Below are 18,804 nucleotides of genomic sequence, written 5' to 3' on the forward strand. Positions count from 1 at the left end.
TCGGGAAAGAGGCCCGCAGTATAGCAGCGGGCACCCGCCGGACAGGCCGTCGGCCGCGGCGATCAGCCGCGCACGCTGACCAGGGTGCCGATCGGTTCGCCGCGCATGATGCGCATGAGGTCACCTTCGCGCGACATGTCGTAGATGCGCAGCGGCACCTTGTTGTCACGGCACAGCGCAATCGCGCTGGTGTCCATCACCTGCAGGTTGCGCTCGATCACCTCGTTATAGCTCAGGCGCTCGTAGCGCGTGGCAGTCGGATCCTTGGCCGGATCGGCGCTGTAGACGCCATCGACCTTGGTCGCCTTGAGCAGCAGGTCGGCGCCGATCTCGATCGCGCGCAGCGCCGCCGCCGAGTCGGTGGTGAAGAACGGATTGCCGGTGCCGGCCGCGAACAGCGCGATGCGGCCCTTTTCGATGTGACGGATTGCGCGGCGGCGGATGAAGTCCTCGCACACCTCGTTGATCTTGATCGCGCTCATCGTGCGTGCATAACCGCCGGCCTTCTCGATCGCATCCTGCATCGCCAGCGCATTCATCACCGTTGCCAGCATGCCCATGTGGTCGGCGGTGACGCGGTCCATGCCGGCGGCAGCCAATCCGGCACCACGAAAGATGTTGCCGCCGCCGATCACCACGCCGACCTGCACGCCGGCCTTCTGCACCTCGATGATCTCGCGCGCGAGGCGGTGCAACACCTTGGGGTCGATGCCGTAATCGGCCTCACCCATGAGTGCCTCGCCGGAGAGCTTGAGCAGGATGCGTTTGTGCTTGAGATCGCTGGGCATGGGAATTTCCGGCAGGCAAAACGCGCGCATTGTAGCTCAGTGCACGCGCGCAGCGCTGCGCTTCAAATGATGCGAGCGATCCACCCGATGCGGCGCAAGGTCGCGGCGATGGCCCAACTCGAAGCCCATGCCGTGATGCAGACAACGCTGCCTTTCAGCGCGCCGGGCCAGTCGGCCGGAAGCAGGGAAAACTGCAGCCAGGTCACCACCACGTAATGCACGAGGTAGATGCCGTAGGCGTTGCGGGCGAGGCTGTCGAAAACCGCACGGCGCTTGCGTGCGAAGCGCAGAAACAGCGACAGGAAGGCGATCGAGGAGGCGGTGCAGGAGACCGCGAAGGCGATCGAGGTTGCGGTTTCGAGTCCCGTGATCGACTGTCCCCTGGCACCGAGGGTCAGCAAGGTGATGAAGAGGGCGACCAAGAGGAAAAATGCGCCCGGAGCAAGCTGCGACCACAACAGCCAGCGGTGGGCAAGGCCGTCGTCTGCGGCGATCACGCTGCGTTCGACGCCCCACGCGCCGACACCGACGCCGATCGCGAAGAAGCCCAGATACAGCGCGATGCGGCTGGTCTGCACGAAGTACGGCCCGAAGCTCGACCATGCCGAGGTGTCGACACTGGCGGCGAGTGGCACATAGCCGGCGACCGCGATCAGCGCGGTCCAGCCGAAGAAGGCCGCCGGCGAGCGCGTCGCGAGGAATTTGCCTGCAGCCCCGACCGCGCCCGGTGCGATCCGCCACAGCAACGCAGCGAGCGCATCGAAGGCGAGCAGAACCCAGAGGAACCACGCCGGCCCCGCCGGCCAGACGCCGAGTCCGAGCCAAGCCTGTGCGAATCCGCCGAGGCCCGGCGCGCCGCCTCGTTGCAGCCATGCCGGGTAATAGGCGAGCGGAGCAAGCACCAGCACGGAAACCAGAAATGGCACTCCCAGTCGTCGGCCGCGCTCGCGCAAGTACGCCCCGGCTCCCTTGCGCTGTATCCCCGGCCAGACGAACAGGCCCGACAGCAGGAACATCAGCGACATGAAGAAGGTGTCATTGAAGCCAACGAACAGATCGACTCCGGCCCAATGCCGTGCATCGACGATGGGGAACGCGCTCCAAAGCAGGTTTTCGCCGCTGAAGCTCGCCGGCGAGGGCGCATACGGATGGTAGGCAAGCACGGCATGGTGGGCGACGACCAGCAGGGTGATGAAGCTGCGCAGGTAGTCGATGGCGACAAGACGCGGCCCGGTGCGATGGCCGTGATCGATCGAGCCGATGGCCGGCAATGCAGGGGCGTTTGCGGAAGCGCTCGTCGGCATCACGCCTGCCCCTTGCGTGCAGCGTGGTTGCGGGCGGTGCCGGCAAGCGGTGCGGATTGACGGTCGTGCACGGTTTGGCTCCTCGATGGAAAAGGTTGGAAGGGAAAAACGCGGCTGGGGCGCTGCAGGTCAGTGCGCGAGACGTCGCCTGCGCAGGGCGCGGGCGTAGAGCGCACCGGGCACGGCGAGCAGCACCGCCAGGGCGGCCAGCGCCGAGTCGAACAGCAGATCGAAGCGGTGGCGCAAGAAAAAGTCGCGGGCGACGAGATCATTCGCATGCGCAGCGATCGCAAAACCGCCGCCCGCGACCTCATGCGCCACCGCCAGACCGCCGGCTGCGGCGTGCCATGCCGCGGCGAAGCCGCCGATCGCCCAGCCGCCGATGGCGATACCACCCAGCGCGAAGCCGCCCAAGGCGATGGTTGCCAGCGAGATCGCCCCGATGCTGACCGAGCCGACGCTGACGATGCCGGCGGACAGCGCGCCGACGCTGATCCCGCCGATGCTGGTCGTGCCCATCGCGAACAGGACGCCGATGGCGTGGGCCGGACCAACCGCGATCCAGCCGCGCGCCGGGCCCGCTGCACGTGGCGGCAGGCCGAACTGAACGTGCAGCAGTGGCAGGCCAAGCAGCGAGGCCTTGCTGCGATATTCGCTGTAACCCTGATTGGCGACGGCGTCGTCGCCGGCGAACAGTTCCGGGTGCAACGCGCGTTCTTCTTCGCGCAATGCGGCGGTCGCGCGTTGCGAGGAAAGGATCGTCCAGATGATCCAGCCGCCAAAGGCCAGCGGCAGAGTGATTGCGGCGACGAAAAGGAAGGTCGCGTGACCGGCCCAGAATGACCCGGCGAAGATCAATGCGAACAGCGCCGGCAGGAAGACCGCCAGGCCCAGGGCAACGTCGCGCATCTGCCGGTGCAGCAACGCCCGCTCGCGTGGTGTGCGCTTGGTTTCACTGCCGATGCGGTAGCCCAGATAGGTTCCGGCGAAGCCGAGAAGCAGGCCCGCCAGGGTGCTGAGCACGGCAGCGAACCCGGCCGATTTGGCCAGTGTGCCGCCCTTGGCTGCAGTCGCGCCGATCACTGCGGCCGAGGCCGATGAGCTTGTTGCCGGCAGCGCCGCGACAACGGCCAGGGTAAATGCGGTTCCCGGCGCACTGCGCGTGAGGGCGCCTTCGACAAACTGCGCGATGCGCTCCTGCAGCAGCTTGCGTCCACGCGACAAACGTTGCCTGGTCGCCTCTTCGCTCAGGTTCAGCGCGGCGGCGACCGCCTCGATCGACTGCTGCTCACGGTAGAACAGCACCAGCGGTTCGCGGTAGGCCAGCGGAATGTGTGCGATCGAGCGCCACAGCAGTGCCTGCTCCTCGTCGCTGATCGCCTGCTCTTGCGGTGGCGGTGCCGTGTCCGCCGCATCGAACGTCCCGTCGATCGGCTCGGCCGCGCTGGATGGTTCGTGTCGCTGTCGGCGCGATGCGTTGCTGGCCACATTGCGGGCGATGGCGCACAGCCAGCCGCGCAGGTTGCCCGGATCGCGCAGGTCGCGCAGCTGCTTCCAGGCGCTGATGAAGGTTTCCTGCGCGAGGTCCTCGCTGTGGCCCAGGTTTCCGGTTGCGCTGTAGCCGATCGAACAGATCAGGGACTGGTAGCGCGCGACGATGCGCGCGAACGCATCGCGGTTGCCCTGAAGGCTCTGGGCAACGAGTGCGGCGTCTTCGTTGCGAACATCGAGGAGGTGCGCGGTCATTGGCATCATGACGCACCAGTGGCTTGATCAGTGCAAAAGGTGACAGGAACGCACGCATCTTAGCGGCGATGCACACGGATTTGCCGACCCTGCGCAGGATCGCAAAACCGCATGCGCGGAGGGCAGGCGGGCGCACTCGCTTGCCGCAGGGGGAGCGGCGTTCCAGCTCATCCCGGGGCTTGTTCGAGCCGCAGCGGGGCGTATGGCAGCTGCTCGGCAACGAGCAGGCTCGCCCTTGGCAACGTGAACCGGGCCTCGCGCGCGGCCGGGGCGCGTGCGGAGCGTGGCAAGGCCGCGCTTGATCCAGATCAAGAAATGCGCAAAAGGGCGCGCGTATAAGCCCTGATCAGGCACCGAACTTGCATTGTTGCCTGCGGGTTTGCGTGGACAGTCGCGAGCGTGCCGGGACCGAGCGATCCGATGCAGGCGATTTGCGAGTCACGCCAACGCAAAGTCCGGGGCCGGGCGTTCGTTGATTGTTCGAGTGTCCCAAGGGGGCGTCATGAACAAGATCGATATTGCGGCACAGGGTCTGGCCGAAACGCAGAACGTGACGGCTGCGCCTGCGACGACGACCTTGCGCCTGGATCGGCGGTTCTGGCTGATTCTGGCGCTGATCGCAATGACCTACGCGGTGGTGCGGGCACTGGTGGTGCCCCCGTGGGCCGACCTCGCCTTGCCACTGCGCGTGGCGATGGACGCCGCGCTGCTGTTGATCCTGGTGGCCCCGGCCATGTTCTTCCTGTATTCCTCGATGCGCAGCGAAGCAATTGCTGCACGCGAAGCGATCGATCGCGAGAACGCCACCTTGCACGAGCGTCTGCGCGCACACGACCTCAATGTGCGTCTGACTGCCGCGCTCGACATGGCCGAGGACGAGGATTCGGTGATGCGCATTGCGCGTCAGGCGATGATGCTGGCGACCGACGGCGCACCGACACAGATGCTGCTGGCCGATTCCCGCGAGTCGGTCATGCGGCACGACCTGCGTGAAGGCTGGGACAGCGACGCGGGACGCTGCTTCATCGAGCGCCCGTCCGAATGCCCGGCGGTCCGGCGCGGCATGGGCACAGTGTTCGAGGACAGCCTGATTCTCAGCGCCTGCCAGGGCATGCGCGGACCGATGGAGCGCAATTGTGCTGCGGCCTGCACGCCGATCACCGTTGCTGGAGCCGGTGTCGGCGTCCTGCGTGCGCTTGGCCCCGCGGGTGATCCGGGGCTGTATCGGATGCTGCAATCGCTCAACACCGCCGCCCATCACGTCGGTGCACGCCTGGCGGTGGTGCGCTCGATCTCGGCTTCGGCGCGCGAGGCGGCCACCGATCCGCTCACCGGCGCAGCAAACCGTCGCAGTGGCGAGGCGCGACTGGCCGAACTGGTTCAGCAGTCGGTCGGCTATGTGCTGGCGATGGTCGATATCGACTATTTCAAGAAGATCAACGACGGCCACGGACACGAAGTGGGTGATCGCGCGCTCAAGCTCCTGGTCGAGGTACTGCGCGGCTGCATTCGCCGCGACGACCTGCTGTGCCGGTATGGCGGCGAGGAGTTCCTGCTGGTGCTGCCGGGCGTCGACGCAAGCGCCGCCGTGGCGATGCTGCAGCGCTGCCGTTCGGAATTGCCGATGGCCTGCAGTCGCGCCGGCCTTCCGGCATTCACGATCAGTGCCGGTGTGGCCGATGCACCCAACAGCAATCCGACCCAGCAGATGCGTGCGGCCGATGCGGCGCTCTACCGGGCCAAGGAAACCGGGCGTGATCGGGTACTGTGCGCAAGCGATGCCAACGTCGAAGCTGCGGCGCCGATCGAAGCGGGTGATGCGCGCGCTTGAGGACCTGATCGAGCCCTCATCCGGCGCTGCGCGCCACCTTGCCCGGCGGGAAAGGGGCACAGCATCGTGCGTGTCGGCGCTAGAGTGCGCACCTGTGCCGCGATCCGAGCCATGCGATGCCCACGCTCAAGACCTTGCTGCTGGTGTTCGACCTGTGCGGCACCTTCGTGTTTGCACTCAGTGGCGGATTGGCGGCGGTGCGGCGCGGGCTGGATCTGTTCGGCGTGCTGGTGCTCGCGTTCGCGGCCGCCAATTCGGGCGGCATCGTACGCGACCTGCTGATCGGCGCGACCCCGCCGGCTGCAATCGGTGACTGGCGCTATGGCGCGGCCGCGACCGTGGCCGGCCTGCTCACGTTCTGGTGGGCGCCGCTGATCGAAAAGCTCAAGAACCCGGTGCGCATGTTCGACGCCGCCGGACTGGCATTGTTTGCGGTCGCCGGTGCACAGAAGGCGCTCGCGTTCGGCCTGGATCCGGTGATGTCTGCGCTGCTGGGCATGCTCACCGGCATTGGTGGCGGCATGGCGCGCGATCTGCTGCTCACCGACATCCCGATGGTGCTGCGCGCCGAGCTCTACGCCGTCGCGGCCCTGCTCGGGGCGAGCATCGTCGTGGTCGGCTCGGCGCTGGCCTTGCCGACGGCGCCGATCGCGCTGCTGGGAGCAGCAGCGTGTTTCGCGCTGCGCATGGCTGCCATGCGACGCGGCTGGCAATTGCCGGTCGCGCGCGGCGGGCGGGCGAACTGATCGCGGCCAAAAAAACCCGCAGTCGCCTGCGGGTTTCATGTCGGCATGGCCGGTCTGACTCAGACCTGCATCGCCTTGGCGACTTCGGCCGCGTAATCCTCGACCACCTTCTCGATGCCTTCGCCCACCGCGATGCGGTGGAAAGCGAGCACGTCGGCGCCGGCGGCCTTGGCCGCGGCCTCGACGCTCTTGTCGGTGTCGAGTACGTAGGGCTGGCCGTACAGCGTGTTCTCGTTGACGATCTTGGCGATCTTGCCGCCGATGATCTTCTCGAGGATTTCTGCCGGCTTGGCGCGATCCTTCTCGCTCATCTTCGCCAGTTCGATTTCCTTTTCCTTGGCGAGGAACGCGGCCGGCACGTCGCTGGCCTTGTTGTAGGGCGGATTCATTGCTGCCACGTGCATCGCCACGCCGCGGGCGAATTCGAGATCGCCACCCTTGGTCTCGACCAGCACGCCGATGCGGCTGCCATGCAGGTAGGCGCCGACGTTGTTGGCGCTGTCGACGCGCACGAGGCGACGCACCTGCACGTTCTCGCCGATCTTGGCGACGATCGCGGCACGGCCTTCCTCGACCGTCTCGCCGCTGGCGAGTTTGGCGGCCTTGAGTGCTTCGACGTCGGCCGCGCCCGAGGCGAGTGCGGCCTGGGCCACGGCATTGGCGAAGGCCTTGAAGTTGTCGTCGTTGGCGACGAAGTCGGTTTCGGAGTTGATCTCGACCAGCACGGCCTTGCCGCCATCCTGGGCGAGCACGATGCGGCCCTCGGCAGCGACGCGGCTGGCCTTCTTGTCGGCCTTGGCCAGACCCTGCTTGCGCAGCCATTCGCCGGCTGCGTCGATGTCGCCCTTGTTCTCGGTGAGTGCCTTCTTGCACTCCATCATGCCGGCGCCGGTGCGCTCGCGCAGTTCCTTGACCAGTGAAGCGGTGATTTCCATGGTGTCCTCGTGGCTCTGGTGCAGCGCCTGGGCGCGCGCACTGGGGGTGGATTTGAAAACGTCGCTGCGCACGGCAGGCGCCACCGCGGTGGCGCATCACCGCCGGCAGCGGCCGGCGAGAGCCGAGCCGCTGCGCGGGCAACGCCGGATTGCGCGTGGGGCAATCCTGGACGGCGGTTTACTCGGCGCTGCCGCTCTCGGCGTCGCTCTTGGCGGCACGCGGTGCACGCGACGCGCCCGGAGCGGCCGGGCCGCGGCCCTTGCCGGCAGGGCGCTTGTCGGCGCCCGGCTTGCGCGGGCCGGACGGACGACGGCGGTCGTCACGCTCGCGCGCTTCCTTCTTCACCACCGGATTGCCATCGGCGTCGAGTTCGACGAATTCGTCGCGATCGTTGACCGGGATGGCCGGGGCGGCAGCCTTGCCCTCGAGCACCGCATCGGCGGCGGCGGCGGCGTACAGCTGCACCGCGCGGATCGCGTCATCGTTGCCGGGGATCGCGTAATCGACCAGGTCCGGGTTGTAGTTGGTATCGACCACCGCCACCACCGGGATGCCGAGCTTCTTGGCTTCCTGGATTGCGATGTCCTCGTGGCCGATGTCGATCACGAACAGCGCGTCGGGCAGGCGGCCCATGTCCTTGATGCCGCCGAGCGAGGCTTCGAGCTTTTCCTTCTCGCGCACCAGGCGCAGCACTTCATGCTTGACCAGGCGCTCGTAGCTGCCATCGGTGGCCATTGCCTCGAGTTCCTTGAGGCGGCTGACCGACTGCTTGACGGTGCGGAAATTGGTGAGCATGCCGCCGAGCCAGCGCTGGCTGATGTAGGGCATGCCGCAACGGGCGGCTTCTTCCTTGATCGCTTCGCGCGCGGAGCGCTTGGTGCCGACGAACAGCACCGTGCCGCGCTTTTGTGCCACGCCCGAGATGAAGTTCATCGCGTCGCTGAACAGCGGCAGGGTCTTTTCGAGATTGATGATGTGGATCTTGCCGCGCGCGCCGAAGATGTACGGCGCCATGCGGGGGTTCCAGTAGCGGGTCTGATGACCGAAATGCACGCCGGCTTCCAGCATCTGGCGCATGGTGACTTGAGGCATTGCAGGTTTTCCTTTGACGGGGAAGCGCGCGGGGATCCTTTTTTGTCTGCCCGCACAGCGCGTGCGGGCTCGCGCGAAAGGATTCGCCGAGCGATTCCGGGGTTGGACCTCCACGCACCCGCCGCGAACGACCCCTTGCGGAGCACCCCGGACGCGGTGACGATGCGTGTGCGGATTCGGCACGATTGCCGTAGCGGTCTTGCGGATTGCCCGCGCGGCCGCATGTTTCGTTTCGGGTCAATGACTTGCGAAAGTCCTGACACGGAACCGTAGAATTATAGCTTGACTGCGACACCCGTGTCACTCGTGGCAGCATGCTCCGCACATCCGATGGCCGGCAGCGCAAGCCTTGCCCCCGAAGCGCAGGAGCGAATGCGCTGCCTTGATTTCGTACCCGCCGCGGCTGCGGTCAGCCGCTACCGCCCCAATCGAACAAGCCATGCCCGTTACCGTCAAGACTCCCGAACAGATCGAAAAGATGCGCGTGGCCGGTCGCCTCGCCGCCGAAGTGCTGGAAATGCTGGTGCCGCACGTAAAACCCGGCGTCAGCACCGAGGATCTGGATCGCATCGCCTACGAGCACATCGTCAAGGTGCAGAAGGCGATTCCCGCCAACGTCGGCTACAAGGGCTTCCCCAAGACCTTGTGCACCTCGGTCAACCACGTCATCTGCCACGGCATTCCCAACCCGGGCAAGCTGCTCAAGGATGGCGACATCGTCAACATCGACATCACCGTGATCAAGGACGGCTGGCACGGCGACACCAGTCGCATGTATTTCGTGGGGACCCCGTCGGTGTTGGCACGACGGCTGGTCGATACCACGCTCGAGGCGATGCTTGCGGGCATCCATCAGGTGCGCCCGGGCGCGACGCTCGGTGACATCGGTCACGCGATTCAGAGGCATGCCGAGGGCGCCGGCTTTTCGGTGGTGCGCGAATACTGCGGCCACGGCATCGGCCAGATCTACCACGAGGACCCGCAGGTCCTGCATTACGGCCATCCCGGCGCCGGCCTCAAATTGCAGAAGGGCATGACCTTCACCATCGAACCGATGATCAATGCCGGCAAGCCCTACACGCGCCTGTTGCCCGACGGCTGGACCGTGGTCACCAAGGATCACTCGCTGTCGGCGCAGTGGGAGCACACGCTCGCCGTCACCGACGACGGTTTCGAGATCCTCACGCCGTGGCCTGACGCGGCCTGAGCGTGGCGGCCGAGCTGCCCGCGCTGCAGCGTCTGCCGCCTGCCCAGCCGCGCAGTGGCGTTTCCGAATCGGCGCGACTGGCCTTGCGTCAACTGCTCGGCGATGCCGAGCGCACGCTCGCGACGGCCTTTGCCGAAGGTGCCGTGGTGGCGCGCTTGCTTGCACGACGCGCCGAGGTGGTCGATGCGGTGGTGCTGCATGTCTGGCGTGCCTGCCTCGGAGATGCTTCTGGCTGCAGCTTGTTTGCCACCGGCGGTTACGGCCGCGGCGTGCTGTTTCCGCATTCCGATGTCGATCTGCTGGTGCTCGGCGACGAAGACGAACTGCAGCGTCAGGCGCGCGCGTTGGAGGCGTTCTTCGCCTGCCTGTGGGCGATCTCGCTCAAGCCCGGCCATGCCGTGCGCACGAGCGCGCAATGTCGCGAGCTGGCGCGTGCCGATGCCAGTGTCTACACCAGTCTGTTCGATGCGCGTGCGCTCACCGGCAGCACGGCCCGGCTCGTCGCGATTCTTGACCACGATGCGTTGTGGCAACCGCGCGCATATCTGCAGGCCAAGCTCGATGAGCAGGCCGCGCGCTTTGCCCGCTGCAACGACACCGCCTACAACCTTGAGCCCAACCTCAAGGACGGCCCGGGCGGACTGCGCACGCTCGATCTCATGCGCTGGCTCGGCCGACGCATCGCCGCCGCAGCCGATTTCGAGGTGATGACAGCCCGCGGCCTGCTCGATGCCACCGAGCGCGACGCGCTCCTGCATGCGCAAGCCACCTTGCAGCGCGACCGTTTTGCCTTGCACCTGTGCGCCGGACGCGCCGAGGAACGCTTGTTGTTCGACTATCAGCGTCGCCTTGCGCAGATGCTCGGCCATGAGGACGAGGGCATCGCCAACCGTGGCGTGGAGCTGTTCATGCAGGGCTACTACCGCGCGGCGACGACCGTCGAGCGGCTGGGCGCGCAGTTCGTCGAACGCTGCCAGGAATTGCTCGATCCCGATGCGCCGATCACGGCAATCGACGAGGATTTCATTGCCGTTGGCGCACGCATTGCCCCGCGTGATCCCGAATTGTTCCTGCATCGTCCGCGCGCGATCATCGAAGTGTTCGCGCTCCAGCTCGATCATCCGCGGGCGCGTGGACTGGCCGCGCAGACGATGCGACAACTGCAGCAGGCGCTCGCGCAACATGACGAGGCATTCGCCGAGGATGCGCAGGTGCTGGCCGCGTTCCTCGCCCTGCTGCGACGCGGTGCGGTTGCGGTCGAGGCGCTCGCAAGGATGAGCCGACACGGCGTGTTGGCGGCGCTGCTGCCGCCGTTCCGACGCATCGTCGGGCGCATGCAGTACGACTTGTTCCATGTCTACACGGTCGATGAGCATACGCTGCGCGTGCTGCGCAACGTGGCCGCGATTGCCGAGGGCAGTGCGAGCGAGCGCTTCCCGGGCGCCGATGCGGTCTATGCCACGCTGTCGCAGCCCGAACTGTTGCTGCTCGCGGCGCTGCTGCATGACATTGCCAAGGGGCGCGGCGGCGACCACTGCGAGCTGGGCGAAGCCGAAGCCGTTGCGTTCTGCACGCGCCTTGGCCTGCCTGCGCACGAAGTCGAGCTGGTGGCCTGGCTGGTGCGCCAGCATCTGCTGATGAGCGTGACTGCGCAGAAGCAGGACATCGCCGATGCCGAGGTCGTGCATCGCTTCGCGGTCGCGGTCGGCGATCGCACGCGCCTCGATCTGCTCTATCTGCTGACGATGGCCGACATCGCCGGCACCAATCCAAAATTGTGGAATGGCTGGAAGGCGCGCCTGCTCGCCGACCTGCACGTGGCTGCGCGCTACGAACTGCGTGCCGGGCTGCAACGCCCGCAGCATGCGAGCGAGCGGATTGCCGCGCGGCGCGAGCGTGTGCTGGCACTGCTGCAAAGCGAGGTCGATGCCGCCGCGCTCACGGCAGCGCTCGCCGACTTGCCCGATGATGCCTTCCTGCGTCTGCGCGCCGAGCAGATCGTCGAGCAGGCGCGCGCAATTGCCGGCCAGCCGGTCGATCAGGTGATCGTCTCGGTCTTCACCTTGCCCGCGCGCGGCAGCAGCGAGTTGTTCGTGTGTGCGCCCGACCGCGATGGCCTGTTCGCGGCGATCATGGCCACGCTCGACAAGCTCGGCATCGGCGTGGCGCGCGCGCGTCTGCTGGTGTCCGAGCAGGGCCGAGTGTTCGATGGCTTCGAGATCATCGACGAACGCAGTTCCGCGACGCTCGATGCCGAGCGCGCGCAGGAATTGCGTGCCACCCTGCTGCGCGTGCTTGGCGCACGCGATCTCCACACGCGTCCGGTGCGGCGCCATCTGCCGCGTCGCCTGCGCCATTTCCAGAGTCCGCCGCAACTGGCCTTTGCCGACGTCGGCGCGGCGACCCAACTCGCGATCGTCTGCAGCGACCGCCCTGGCGTGCTGGCGCAAATCGCGCAGGCGTTGCGCGAGGCGCGGGTGCGCGTGCACGATGCGCGCATCGCCACCTTTGGCGAACGCGTCGAGGATTTCTTCACGCTCACCGACGGCAACGGCCGCGCGCTCGATGCGGCGGGCCGCGATGCGGTGCGCGCGGCGCTGACGCGCGCCTTCGGCGTTTCCACCACAGAATCCAACGGAAGTCCGCATGCAAGCACTTGAAAGCCTGATCGAAGCCGCCTGGGAGCGGCGTGCCGACCTTGATGCCGCCACCACTGAGGCGCTGCGCCCCGCGCTCGATGAGATCCTCGATGCGCTCGAAGCGGGCGCGCTGCGCGTCGCCGAGCCGACTGCGGCGGGCTGGCAGGTCAATCAATGGATCAAGAAGGCGGTGCTGTTGTATTTCCGCGTGCATGGAAATCGCGCGATGGATGGCGGGCCGATGGCCGCATTCGACAAGGTGCCGCTGCGCTTTGCCGGCAGCGATGAGGCCACCTTGCGCGCCACCGGCGCGCGCATCGTGCCCGGCGCGCTGGTGCGTCGCGGTGCGCATGTCGCGCGCGATGCGGTGCTCATGCCGAGCTATCTCAACATCGGCGCCTTCGTCGGCGCCGGCAGCATGATCGACACCTGGGCTACGGTCGGCTCCTGCGCGCAGATCGGCGCGAACGTGCACCTGTCCGGCGGTGTCGGCATCGGCGGCGTGCTCGAACCCCTGCAGGCCAATCCGACCATCATCGAGGACGATTGCTTCATCGGTGCGCGCTCGGAAGTGGTCGAGGGCGTGATCGTCGAGCGCGGCAGCGTGATCGGCATGGGCGTGTTCCTCGGCCAGTCGACGAAAATCTACGACCGTGCGAGCGGGCAGGTGAGCTACGGGCGCGTGCCTGCAGGTAGCGTGGTGGTGGCCGGCTCGCTACCGGCTGCCGATGGCTCGCACAGCCTGTATGCCGCGGTCATCGTCAAGCAGGTCGATGCGAAGACGCGCGCCAAGACCTCGATCAACGAATTGCTGCGGGCCTGAGCATGAGCGTGCGCGTCTACGGGCTCGACAATTGCGACACCTGCCGCAAGGCACGCAATTGGCTTGAGCGATTCAAGATCGACTTCCAGTTCATCGATTATCGTGCGCAGAAGATCGCGCCCGAATCACTCAAGGCCTGGTCGGCGCAGGTCGGTGGCTGGGATACCTTCATCAATCGCGCCTCGCCGACCTGGCGCAATCTCCCGCCCGCGCGCAAGTCACCGGGGAGCGATGCCGAATGGACCCTGCTGCTGCGCGAGCACCCCGCGCTGGTACGCCGGCCCTTGCTGGTGTTTGCCGATGGTCGCGTCCATCAGGGATTCAGCGACAATGGCTTCAGGAAGTTGTTCGATGTGAAGTCCGGAGCCACGCATGGCTGAGATCGATCCGGAACTGCAGCGCTTGCGACAGGCTTCGCCGGTGCTTGACCTGACCTGCAACCTGCTCGAACGCGTTTCGGTCACGCCCGAGGATGCGGGCTGCCAAGCGCTGATCGCGCAGCGGCTCGAACGCGCAGGATTCGCGATCGAGCCTCTGCGCTTCGGCGCGGTCGACAACCTCTGGGCCACGCATGGCAGCGGCGCGCCGGTGCTGGTCTTCCTCGGCCACACCGATGTGGTGCCGACCGGGCCGGTCGAGGCGTGGTCCTCGCCGCCGTTCGAACCGACGATCCGCGACGGGAAACTGTTCGCGCGCGGCGCGGCCGACATGAAGTCGGGCGTCGCGGCGATGGTGGTCGCGCTCGAAACCTTCGTGCGTGAGCATCCCGGGCATGCCGGCACGCTCGCCCTGCTGCTGACCTCGGACGAAGAGGGCGCGGCCGTCGACGGCGTGCGGCGCGTCGCGCAGCTGTTCCGCGAACGCGGCCAGCGCATCGACGCCTGCGTGGTTGGCGAGCCTTCATCGAAGCAGCGACTCGGCGATCTCATCCGCATCGGCCGCCGTGGCTCGCTCACAGCGCGCCTGACCGTACATGGCGTGCAGGGGCATGTCGCCTATCCGGACAAGGCCGACAACCCGATCCATCGTTTCGCGCCGGCCTTGTCCGAACTCGTGGCCACGCGCTGGGATGAGGGCAATGCGGCGTTTCCGCCGACCTCGTTTCAGGTGTCCAACCTCACTGCCGGTACCGGCGCCGACAACGTGATCCCCGGCGAGCTGCGCGCGGTGTGCAATTTCCGCTACGGCACCGCGAGCACGGCGCAGTCGCTGCGCGAGCGCACTGAAGCGATCCTCAAGGCGCATGACCTCGACTTCACGATCGACTGGTGGCTCTCGGGCGAGCCCTTCCTCACCGCGGACGGCCCGCTGCGGCGCGCCACGCTCGCCGCGATCCGCGAACACTGCGGCATCGAACCCGAGCAGAGCACGGGCGGCGGCACTTCCGACGGCCGCTTCATCGCGCCGCTCGGCGCGGAAGTCGTCGAACTGGGTGTCTGCAACGCGACGATTCACAAGGTGGATGAATGCGTGGCGCTGGACGAATTGGTACGATTGCCATTGCTTTACGGTGCCATTGCGGCGCGCTTGCACGAAAGCATCGCCTGACACGCGAGTTGCCGAGTGTCGGGATTCGCCGCACCATTTCGCGAATCAAGGAGGATCCATGCGTCCGCACTTTTCCACTGCACTTGCCACCTTCGTTCTCATTGCCGCCATGCAGGTGCAGGCGGATTCGAAAATTCCTGCGACCGTGGACAGCACCTGGCGAGTGACGCTGGCTGCCGATGGCAGCGTGACGGCTCTGGAACAGGAAACCAAGCTCAAGTCGACCTTGGCCGAGCCCTTGGCAAGGGCAATTCGCAGCTGGACGTTCGAGCCGGGCAAGATCGACGGCAAACCGGCCGTCACCGAAACCACCCTCTACCTCACCGTGGGTCTGGACGAGCAAGCCGAGGGATATGCGGTGCGTGTGGATGACGTGCGCACCGGCGGTGGCATTCACATCGGGTCTCAAGGAGCACCCAGATTCCCGATCAATGAACTGCGGGATAACACTGCCGCACTGGTCGTCGTCGAGGCGAACTACGACGCCTCGGGCAAGGTGGTCTCGGCGCACGCGGTGCCCGGAACACAGCGTGTCGCGCGCGACTTCGACACGGCGGCGGTCGATGCCGTACGTCGCTGGAAGTTCCTGCCCGAGAAAGTGGGTGGTCGCGGCATCGCGGCGACCGTGAGAGTGCCGATCTGTTTTTCCGCAGCGAGTCGCCGCTCCGAAGCGCCCGATTGCGCGCCTTGGGTGCCTGCGGGCGGAAAGGCGGCGATCAGAGGCGCGGTGACCGCCGATCCCGCTGCCAAGCTCAGGGTTGATGTGACTGCGCGCAGGCTCTGAGATCCCCCGCGTTGATTGCGTGCCGGGCGGGTGGGCGATCACGCCCGGATTCGCTCGTGTACCCCCATCGCTCGGCAATCGAGACGCGTGTTCATCGGCTGCGCGGACCTGGACTCGATCGTGTCGAGGCGCGACTCTGGTACGCTTTCCCAGTGGAATTCGAGGGAATGGAGATCAGCATGAAATCAGGCGTAATGTTCAAGATGTTGAGCGTGATTTTCGCGGTGCTCTCCACGGCGGCGTTGGCGAAAGAACCTGAGCCGATCCATATCCGCATGGCGTGGCATATCTCGGTCGATGCGCAGGGGCAGATCACGAGCATTTGGACCGGCGAAACGAAGCTGGCCGAAGTTCAGGATCGGATCGAGCGCGAGATTCGCAGTTGGTATTTTCAGCCAGGCAAGGTCAATGGTGTACCCGCTGCCAGTGAATCGACCTTACGCCTCACCCTGGAGGCCACGCCAAACGATGGCGATGGATACACGCTCAAAGTGGTCAAGGCGAACACGGGTGCCTATTACGCAAAGATCGTCATGCCGCGCTATCCAGATGCGTTCGTGAAATCTCGTCGGCAAGGTTATGTTGTGCTCAAGGTGCGATACGGTGCCGACGGCAAGGTGCTTGATGCTGCACTTGCCGATGATGCACCCGAAGTTGCGCCAGCCTTTGTGCAAGCATCCATCAATGCGGTCCGGAACTGGGAATTCGCGCCGGAGGTCATCGGTGGCCACCCCCGGGCCGGCGCGGCTCTCGTGCCGCTCTGCTTCAACCCGATGCGAGGTACAAGATATCCGCGGGACTGCACATGGTCGCGTCGCAGCGACGGGCTGAAAGTCTCGGGTGATGAAGCGGTTGCACTCGATCCGGCCGTCTCGCTCAAGTCCGATGTCGCGGGGCACGCTTTGTGATTCAGCGTTCCTCGGCCAGCAGCCTGAGCTGATCAGTCTGATCTTCCTGTGTGAGCGCGTCGACGAGTTCGTCGAGCTCGCCCTGCATGATTTCGGGCAGGCGATAGAGCGTGAGGTTGATGCGGTGGTCGGTGATGCGCCCCTGCGGGAAATTGTAGGTGCGGATGCGCTGGCTGCGATCGCCCGAGCCGACCTGCAGCTTGCGTGAGGCCGCCTGCGCGGCGCTCTGCTTGGATTGCGCCTCGTCGAGCAGGCGCGCGCGCAGCAGGGCCATCGCGCGTGCCTTGTTCTTGTGCTGGCTGCGTTCGTCCTGGCATTCGACGACGATGCCGCTGGGCAGGTGGGTGATGCGGATCGCCGAGTCGGTCTTGTTGACGTGCTGGCCGCCCGCGCCCGAAGAGCGGAAGGTGTCGATGCGCAGGTCGGCGTCGCTGATGGGCACCTCGTCAATCTCGTCGAGCTCGGGCAGGATCGCCACGGTCGCCGCCGAGGTGTGGATGCGCCCTTGCGATTCGGTGGCCGGCACGCGCTGCACGCGATGGGTGCCCGATTCGTACTTGAGTCGCGAGTAGGCGCCTTCGCCTTCGATGCGGGCGATGACTTCCTTGTAGCCGCCGTGCTCGCCATCGCTGGTCGAGATGATCTCGACGTTCCAGCGGCAGCGCTCGGCGTAGCGCAGGTACATGCGCAACAGGTCGCCGGCGAAGATCGCCGCTTCATCGCCGCCGGTGCCGGCGCGGATTTCCAGGAACAGATTGCCCTCGTCGCGCGGATCCTTGGGTACGAGCCCGCGGTGCAATTCCTGTTCGAGGCGCTCGCGCTCGGCCTGGAGTGCGGGGATTTCGGCCTGCGCGAGTTCCCTCATGTCGGGATCGGCAAGCATCCCTTGTGCTTCGTCCAGCGCGCGTTCGTTTGCGTTCCACGCGCGCAAGGCATTGCGCAGTGGCGTGAGCTGGGCATGCTCGCGCGAGATTTCGCGCAGGCGCCTGGCATCGCCGAGCACTTCGGCGCTGGCCAGGAGGTATTCGAGTTCCTCGTGGCGCTCGGCCAGTTGTTCGAGTTTGCGTTGGATCGAGGGCAGCATGGGTCGGCGCGAAGACTCAGGACGAAGGGATGCAGGCGGAACCGGCCTGCGCGGCGCAGGCGAGAATGGCAGCGCCGCTAACGTTCGCGCCCGCTGCCGGTTTGAGCTGACAGATCGAACAGTCGGCCTGCCGCCTGCAAGAGTTCCTCATCGCCGCGCAGTGCGGCCGCGCGCAGGTTGGCGCTGGGTGCGTGCATGAGTTTGTTGGTGAGTGCGTGGGCGAGAAAGGCGAGCGCGTCTTCGGGCGACTTGCCGCGCGCCAGCATTGCGCGCGCCTTGGCCAAGGCTTCGTCACGATCGAGTTCCGCGCTGCGGCGCAGCTCGGCGACCGGATTGTGGGCGTCGTGCGCGCGCCACCAGTTCATGAAATGCTCGACCGAGAGTTCGATCATCGCTTCGGCTTCGCGCGCGGCTTCGCGCCGCGAGCGCAGATTGTCGTCGATGATCCCGCGCAGGTCGTCGATGGTGTAGAGGTAGACGTCCTCGAGTTCGGCCACCGCCGGATCGATGTTGCGCGGTACGGCGATGTCGACCAGGAACATCGGCTTGCGGCGACGCTGCGCGATGGCCGCTTCCACTTGTGCGCGCTGCAGGATCGGCTCGCGACTCGCGGTCGAGGCAATCACGATGTCGGCTTCGGCAAGGTGCTTTTCGAGATCGGCCAGCGCGATCGCGTAACCGCCGCAGCGAGTGGCCAGCGTCTGCGCGTTGTCGAGCGTGCGGTTGGCGACGATCAGGCGCCGCACGCGCGTCTCGCCGAGATGCCGTGCGGCCAGTTCGATCATTTCGCCGGCGCCGATCAACAGCACGCAGGCCTGCGAGAGGTCGGCGAATACGCGTTCGGCCAGACGCACCGCGGTGAACGCGACCGACACCGGATTGGCACCGATGCGCGTATCCGAACGCACGCGCTTGGCGACCGAGAAGGTGTTCTGGAACAGGCGGTCGAGCGGCGACTTGAGCGTGTGCGCATCGCGGGCGAGCGTCCAGGCGTCCTTGACCTGGCCGAGGATCTGCGGCTCGCCGAGCACCATCGACTCCAGTCCGGTGGCAACGCGGAACAGGTGGCGCACCGCATCGGCATCGGCGTGGCGATAGAGGAACTCGTCGATGCGCGCGCGGGTCAGGTTGTGGTGCTGGTTGAGCCAGTCGCCGGGCACGTGCTCGGCGCCGGCTTCGACCGTGCAGTACAGCTCGGTGCGGTTGCAGGTCGACAGAATCGCCGCCTCGCTGACCCCGGGCCGCGCGGCCAGTGCAACCAGCGCCGCGCCGGTCGCGTCGGCCGCAAAGGCCACGCGCTCGCGCAGGGCGACGGGGGCAGTCTGGTGATTGAGTCCGAGGGCAATCAGCGCCATGAGTGGGTCTGTG

At 66.5% G+C, this 18,804-nt stretch carries 16 protein-coding genes; 9 read left to right on the forward strand and 7 right to left on the reverse strand.

The features are described 5' to 3' along the window. Positions 1-62: 62 nt before the first annotated feature. From pyrH to KF759_RS09385, 3 genes are all read right to left on the reverse strand, one after another. A complete protein-coding gene (gene pyrH, locus KF759_RS09375; RefSeq protein WP_291224817.1) occupies positions 63-788 on the reverse strand; it encodes a UMP kinase in 726 nt (241 codons plus the stop codon). Between the two features lie 62 nt (positions 789-850). Beyond that, positions 851-2,092: an acyltransferase gene (locus KF759_RS09380; RefSeq protein WP_291224818.1), complete on the reverse strand. Its 1,242-nt coding sequence runs from the start codon at positions 2,090-2,092 to the stop codon at positions 851-853. A gap of 129 nt (positions 2,093-2,221) precedes the next feature. Continuing rightward, on the reverse strand, positions 2,222-3,838 hold the full coding sequence (locus tag KF759_RS09385; protein WP_291224819.1) for a sigma-70 family RNA polymerase sigma factor: 1,617 nt from the start codon (positions 3,836-3,838) through the stop codon (positions 2,222-2,224). Between the two features lie 502 nt (positions 3,839-4,340). Between KF759_RS09385 and KF759_RS09390 the strand changes: the two genes are divergently transcribed. Further along, the gene (locus KF759_RS09390; RefSeq protein ID WP_291224820.1) at positions 4,341-5,669 is read left to right on the forward strand and encodes a GGDEF domain-containing protein; all 1,329 of its coding nucleotides are present in this window, start codon (positions 4,341-4,343) and stop codon (positions 5,667-5,669) included. Positions 5,670-5,785: 116 nt separating this feature from the next. Beyond that, positions 5,786-6,415, forward strand: a complete 630-nt coding sequence (locus KF759_RS09395; RefSeq protein ID WP_291224822.1) for a trimeric intracellular cation channel family protein — start codon at positions 5,786-5,788, stop codon at positions 6,413-6,415. Between the two features lie 59 nt (positions 6,416-6,474). Here KF759_RS09395 and tsf read toward each other — a convergent pair whose 3' ends face one another. Continuing rightward, entirely contained in the window at positions 6,475-7,350 is an 876-nt protein-coding gene (tsf, locus tag KF759_RS09400; protein ID WP_291224858.1) for a translation elongation factor Ts, read from the reverse strand. A 178-nt stretch (positions 7,351-7,528) separates the two neighbouring features. Beyond that, positions 7,529-8,443 carry a 30S ribosomal protein S2 gene (gene rpsB / locus KF759_RS09405; protein WP_291224824.1) on the reverse strand — a complete coding sequence of 305 codons (915 nt, stop codon included), beginning with the start codon at positions 8,441-8,443 and terminating at the stop codon, positions 7,529-7,531. Positions 8,444-8,882: 439 nt separating this feature from the next. Here rpsB and map point away from each other — a divergent pair, with 439 nt between their 5' ends. The 7 genes from map to KF759_RS09440 all read left to right on the forward strand — a co-directional run bounded on the left by map (position 8,883) and on the right by KF759_RS09440 (position 16,352). Further along, a complete protein-coding gene (gene map, locus KF759_RS09410; RefSeq protein ID WP_291224826.1) occupies positions 8,883-9,650 on the forward strand; it encodes a type I methionyl aminopeptidase in 768 nt (255 codons plus the stop codon). Between the two features lie 2 nt (positions 9,651-9,652). Next, positions 9,653-12,310, forward strand: coding sequence for a [protein-PII] uridylyltransferase (glnD, locus tag KF759_RS09415; protein ID WP_291224827.1), 2,658 nt, complete (start codon positions 9,653-9,655; stop codon positions 12,308-12,310). Continuing rightward, positions 12,297-13,112, forward strand: a complete 816-nt coding sequence (gene dapD, locus KF759_RS09420) for a 2,3,4,5-tetrahydropyridine-2,6-dicarboxylate N-succinyltransferase (RefSeq protein ID WP_291224829.1) — start codon at positions 12,297-12,299, stop codon at positions 13,110-13,112. Before glnD ends, dapD begins: the two co-directional genes overlap by 14 nt. A 2-nt stretch (positions 13,113-13,114) precedes the next feature. Beyond that, positions 13,115-13,492 (forward strand): Spx/MgsR family RNA polymerase-binding regulatory protein, encoded by a 378-nt coding sequence (locus KF759_RS09425; RefSeq protein ID WP_291224831.1) that lies wholly within the window; start codon positions 13,115-13,117, stop codon positions 13,490-13,492. Continuing rightward, positions 13,485-14,660: a succinyl-diaminopimelate desuccinylase gene (dapE, locus tag KF759_RS09430; protein ID WP_291224833.1), complete on the forward strand. Its 1,176-nt coding sequence runs from the start codon at positions 13,485-13,487 to the stop codon at positions 14,658-14,660. Before KF759_RS09425 ends, dapE begins: the two co-directional genes overlap by 8 nt. 58 nt (positions 14,661-14,718) lie before the next feature. Beyond that, a complete protein-coding gene (locus KF759_RS09435; RefSeq protein ID WP_291224835.1) occupies positions 14,719-15,444 on the forward strand; it encodes an energy transducer TonB in 726 nt (241 codons plus the stop codon). A 179-nt stretch (positions 15,445-15,623) separates the two neighbouring features. Beyond that, the gene (locus KF759_RS09440; protein WP_291224837.1) at positions 15,624-16,352 is read left to right on the forward strand and encodes an energy transducer TonB; all 729 of its coding nucleotides are present in this window, start codon (positions 15,624-15,626) and stop codon (positions 16,350-16,352) included. A 1-nt stretch (position 16,353) separates the two neighbouring features. On the opposite strand, the gene prfA is transcribed toward KF759_RS09440, so the two are convergent. Further along, positions 16,354-17,436, reverse strand: coding sequence for a peptide chain release factor 1 (gene prfA / locus KF759_RS09445; protein WP_291224839.1), 1,083 nt, complete (start codon positions 17,434-17,436; stop codon positions 16,354-16,356). 77 nt (positions 17,437-17,513) lie between these two features. After that, positions 17,514-18,791: a glutamyl-tRNA reductase gene (gene hemA / locus KF759_RS09450; protein ID WP_291224841.1), complete on the reverse strand. Its 1,278-nt coding sequence runs from the start codon at positions 18,789-18,791 to the stop codon at positions 17,514-17,516. Positions 18,792-18,804: the final 13 nt, after the last annotated feature.

The organism is Dokdonella sp. (assembly GCF_019634815.1).
In the GTDB taxonomy this organism is placed as follows: Bacteria; Pseudomonadota; Gammaproteobacteria; order Xanthomonadales; family Rhodanobacteraceae; genus Dokdonella_A.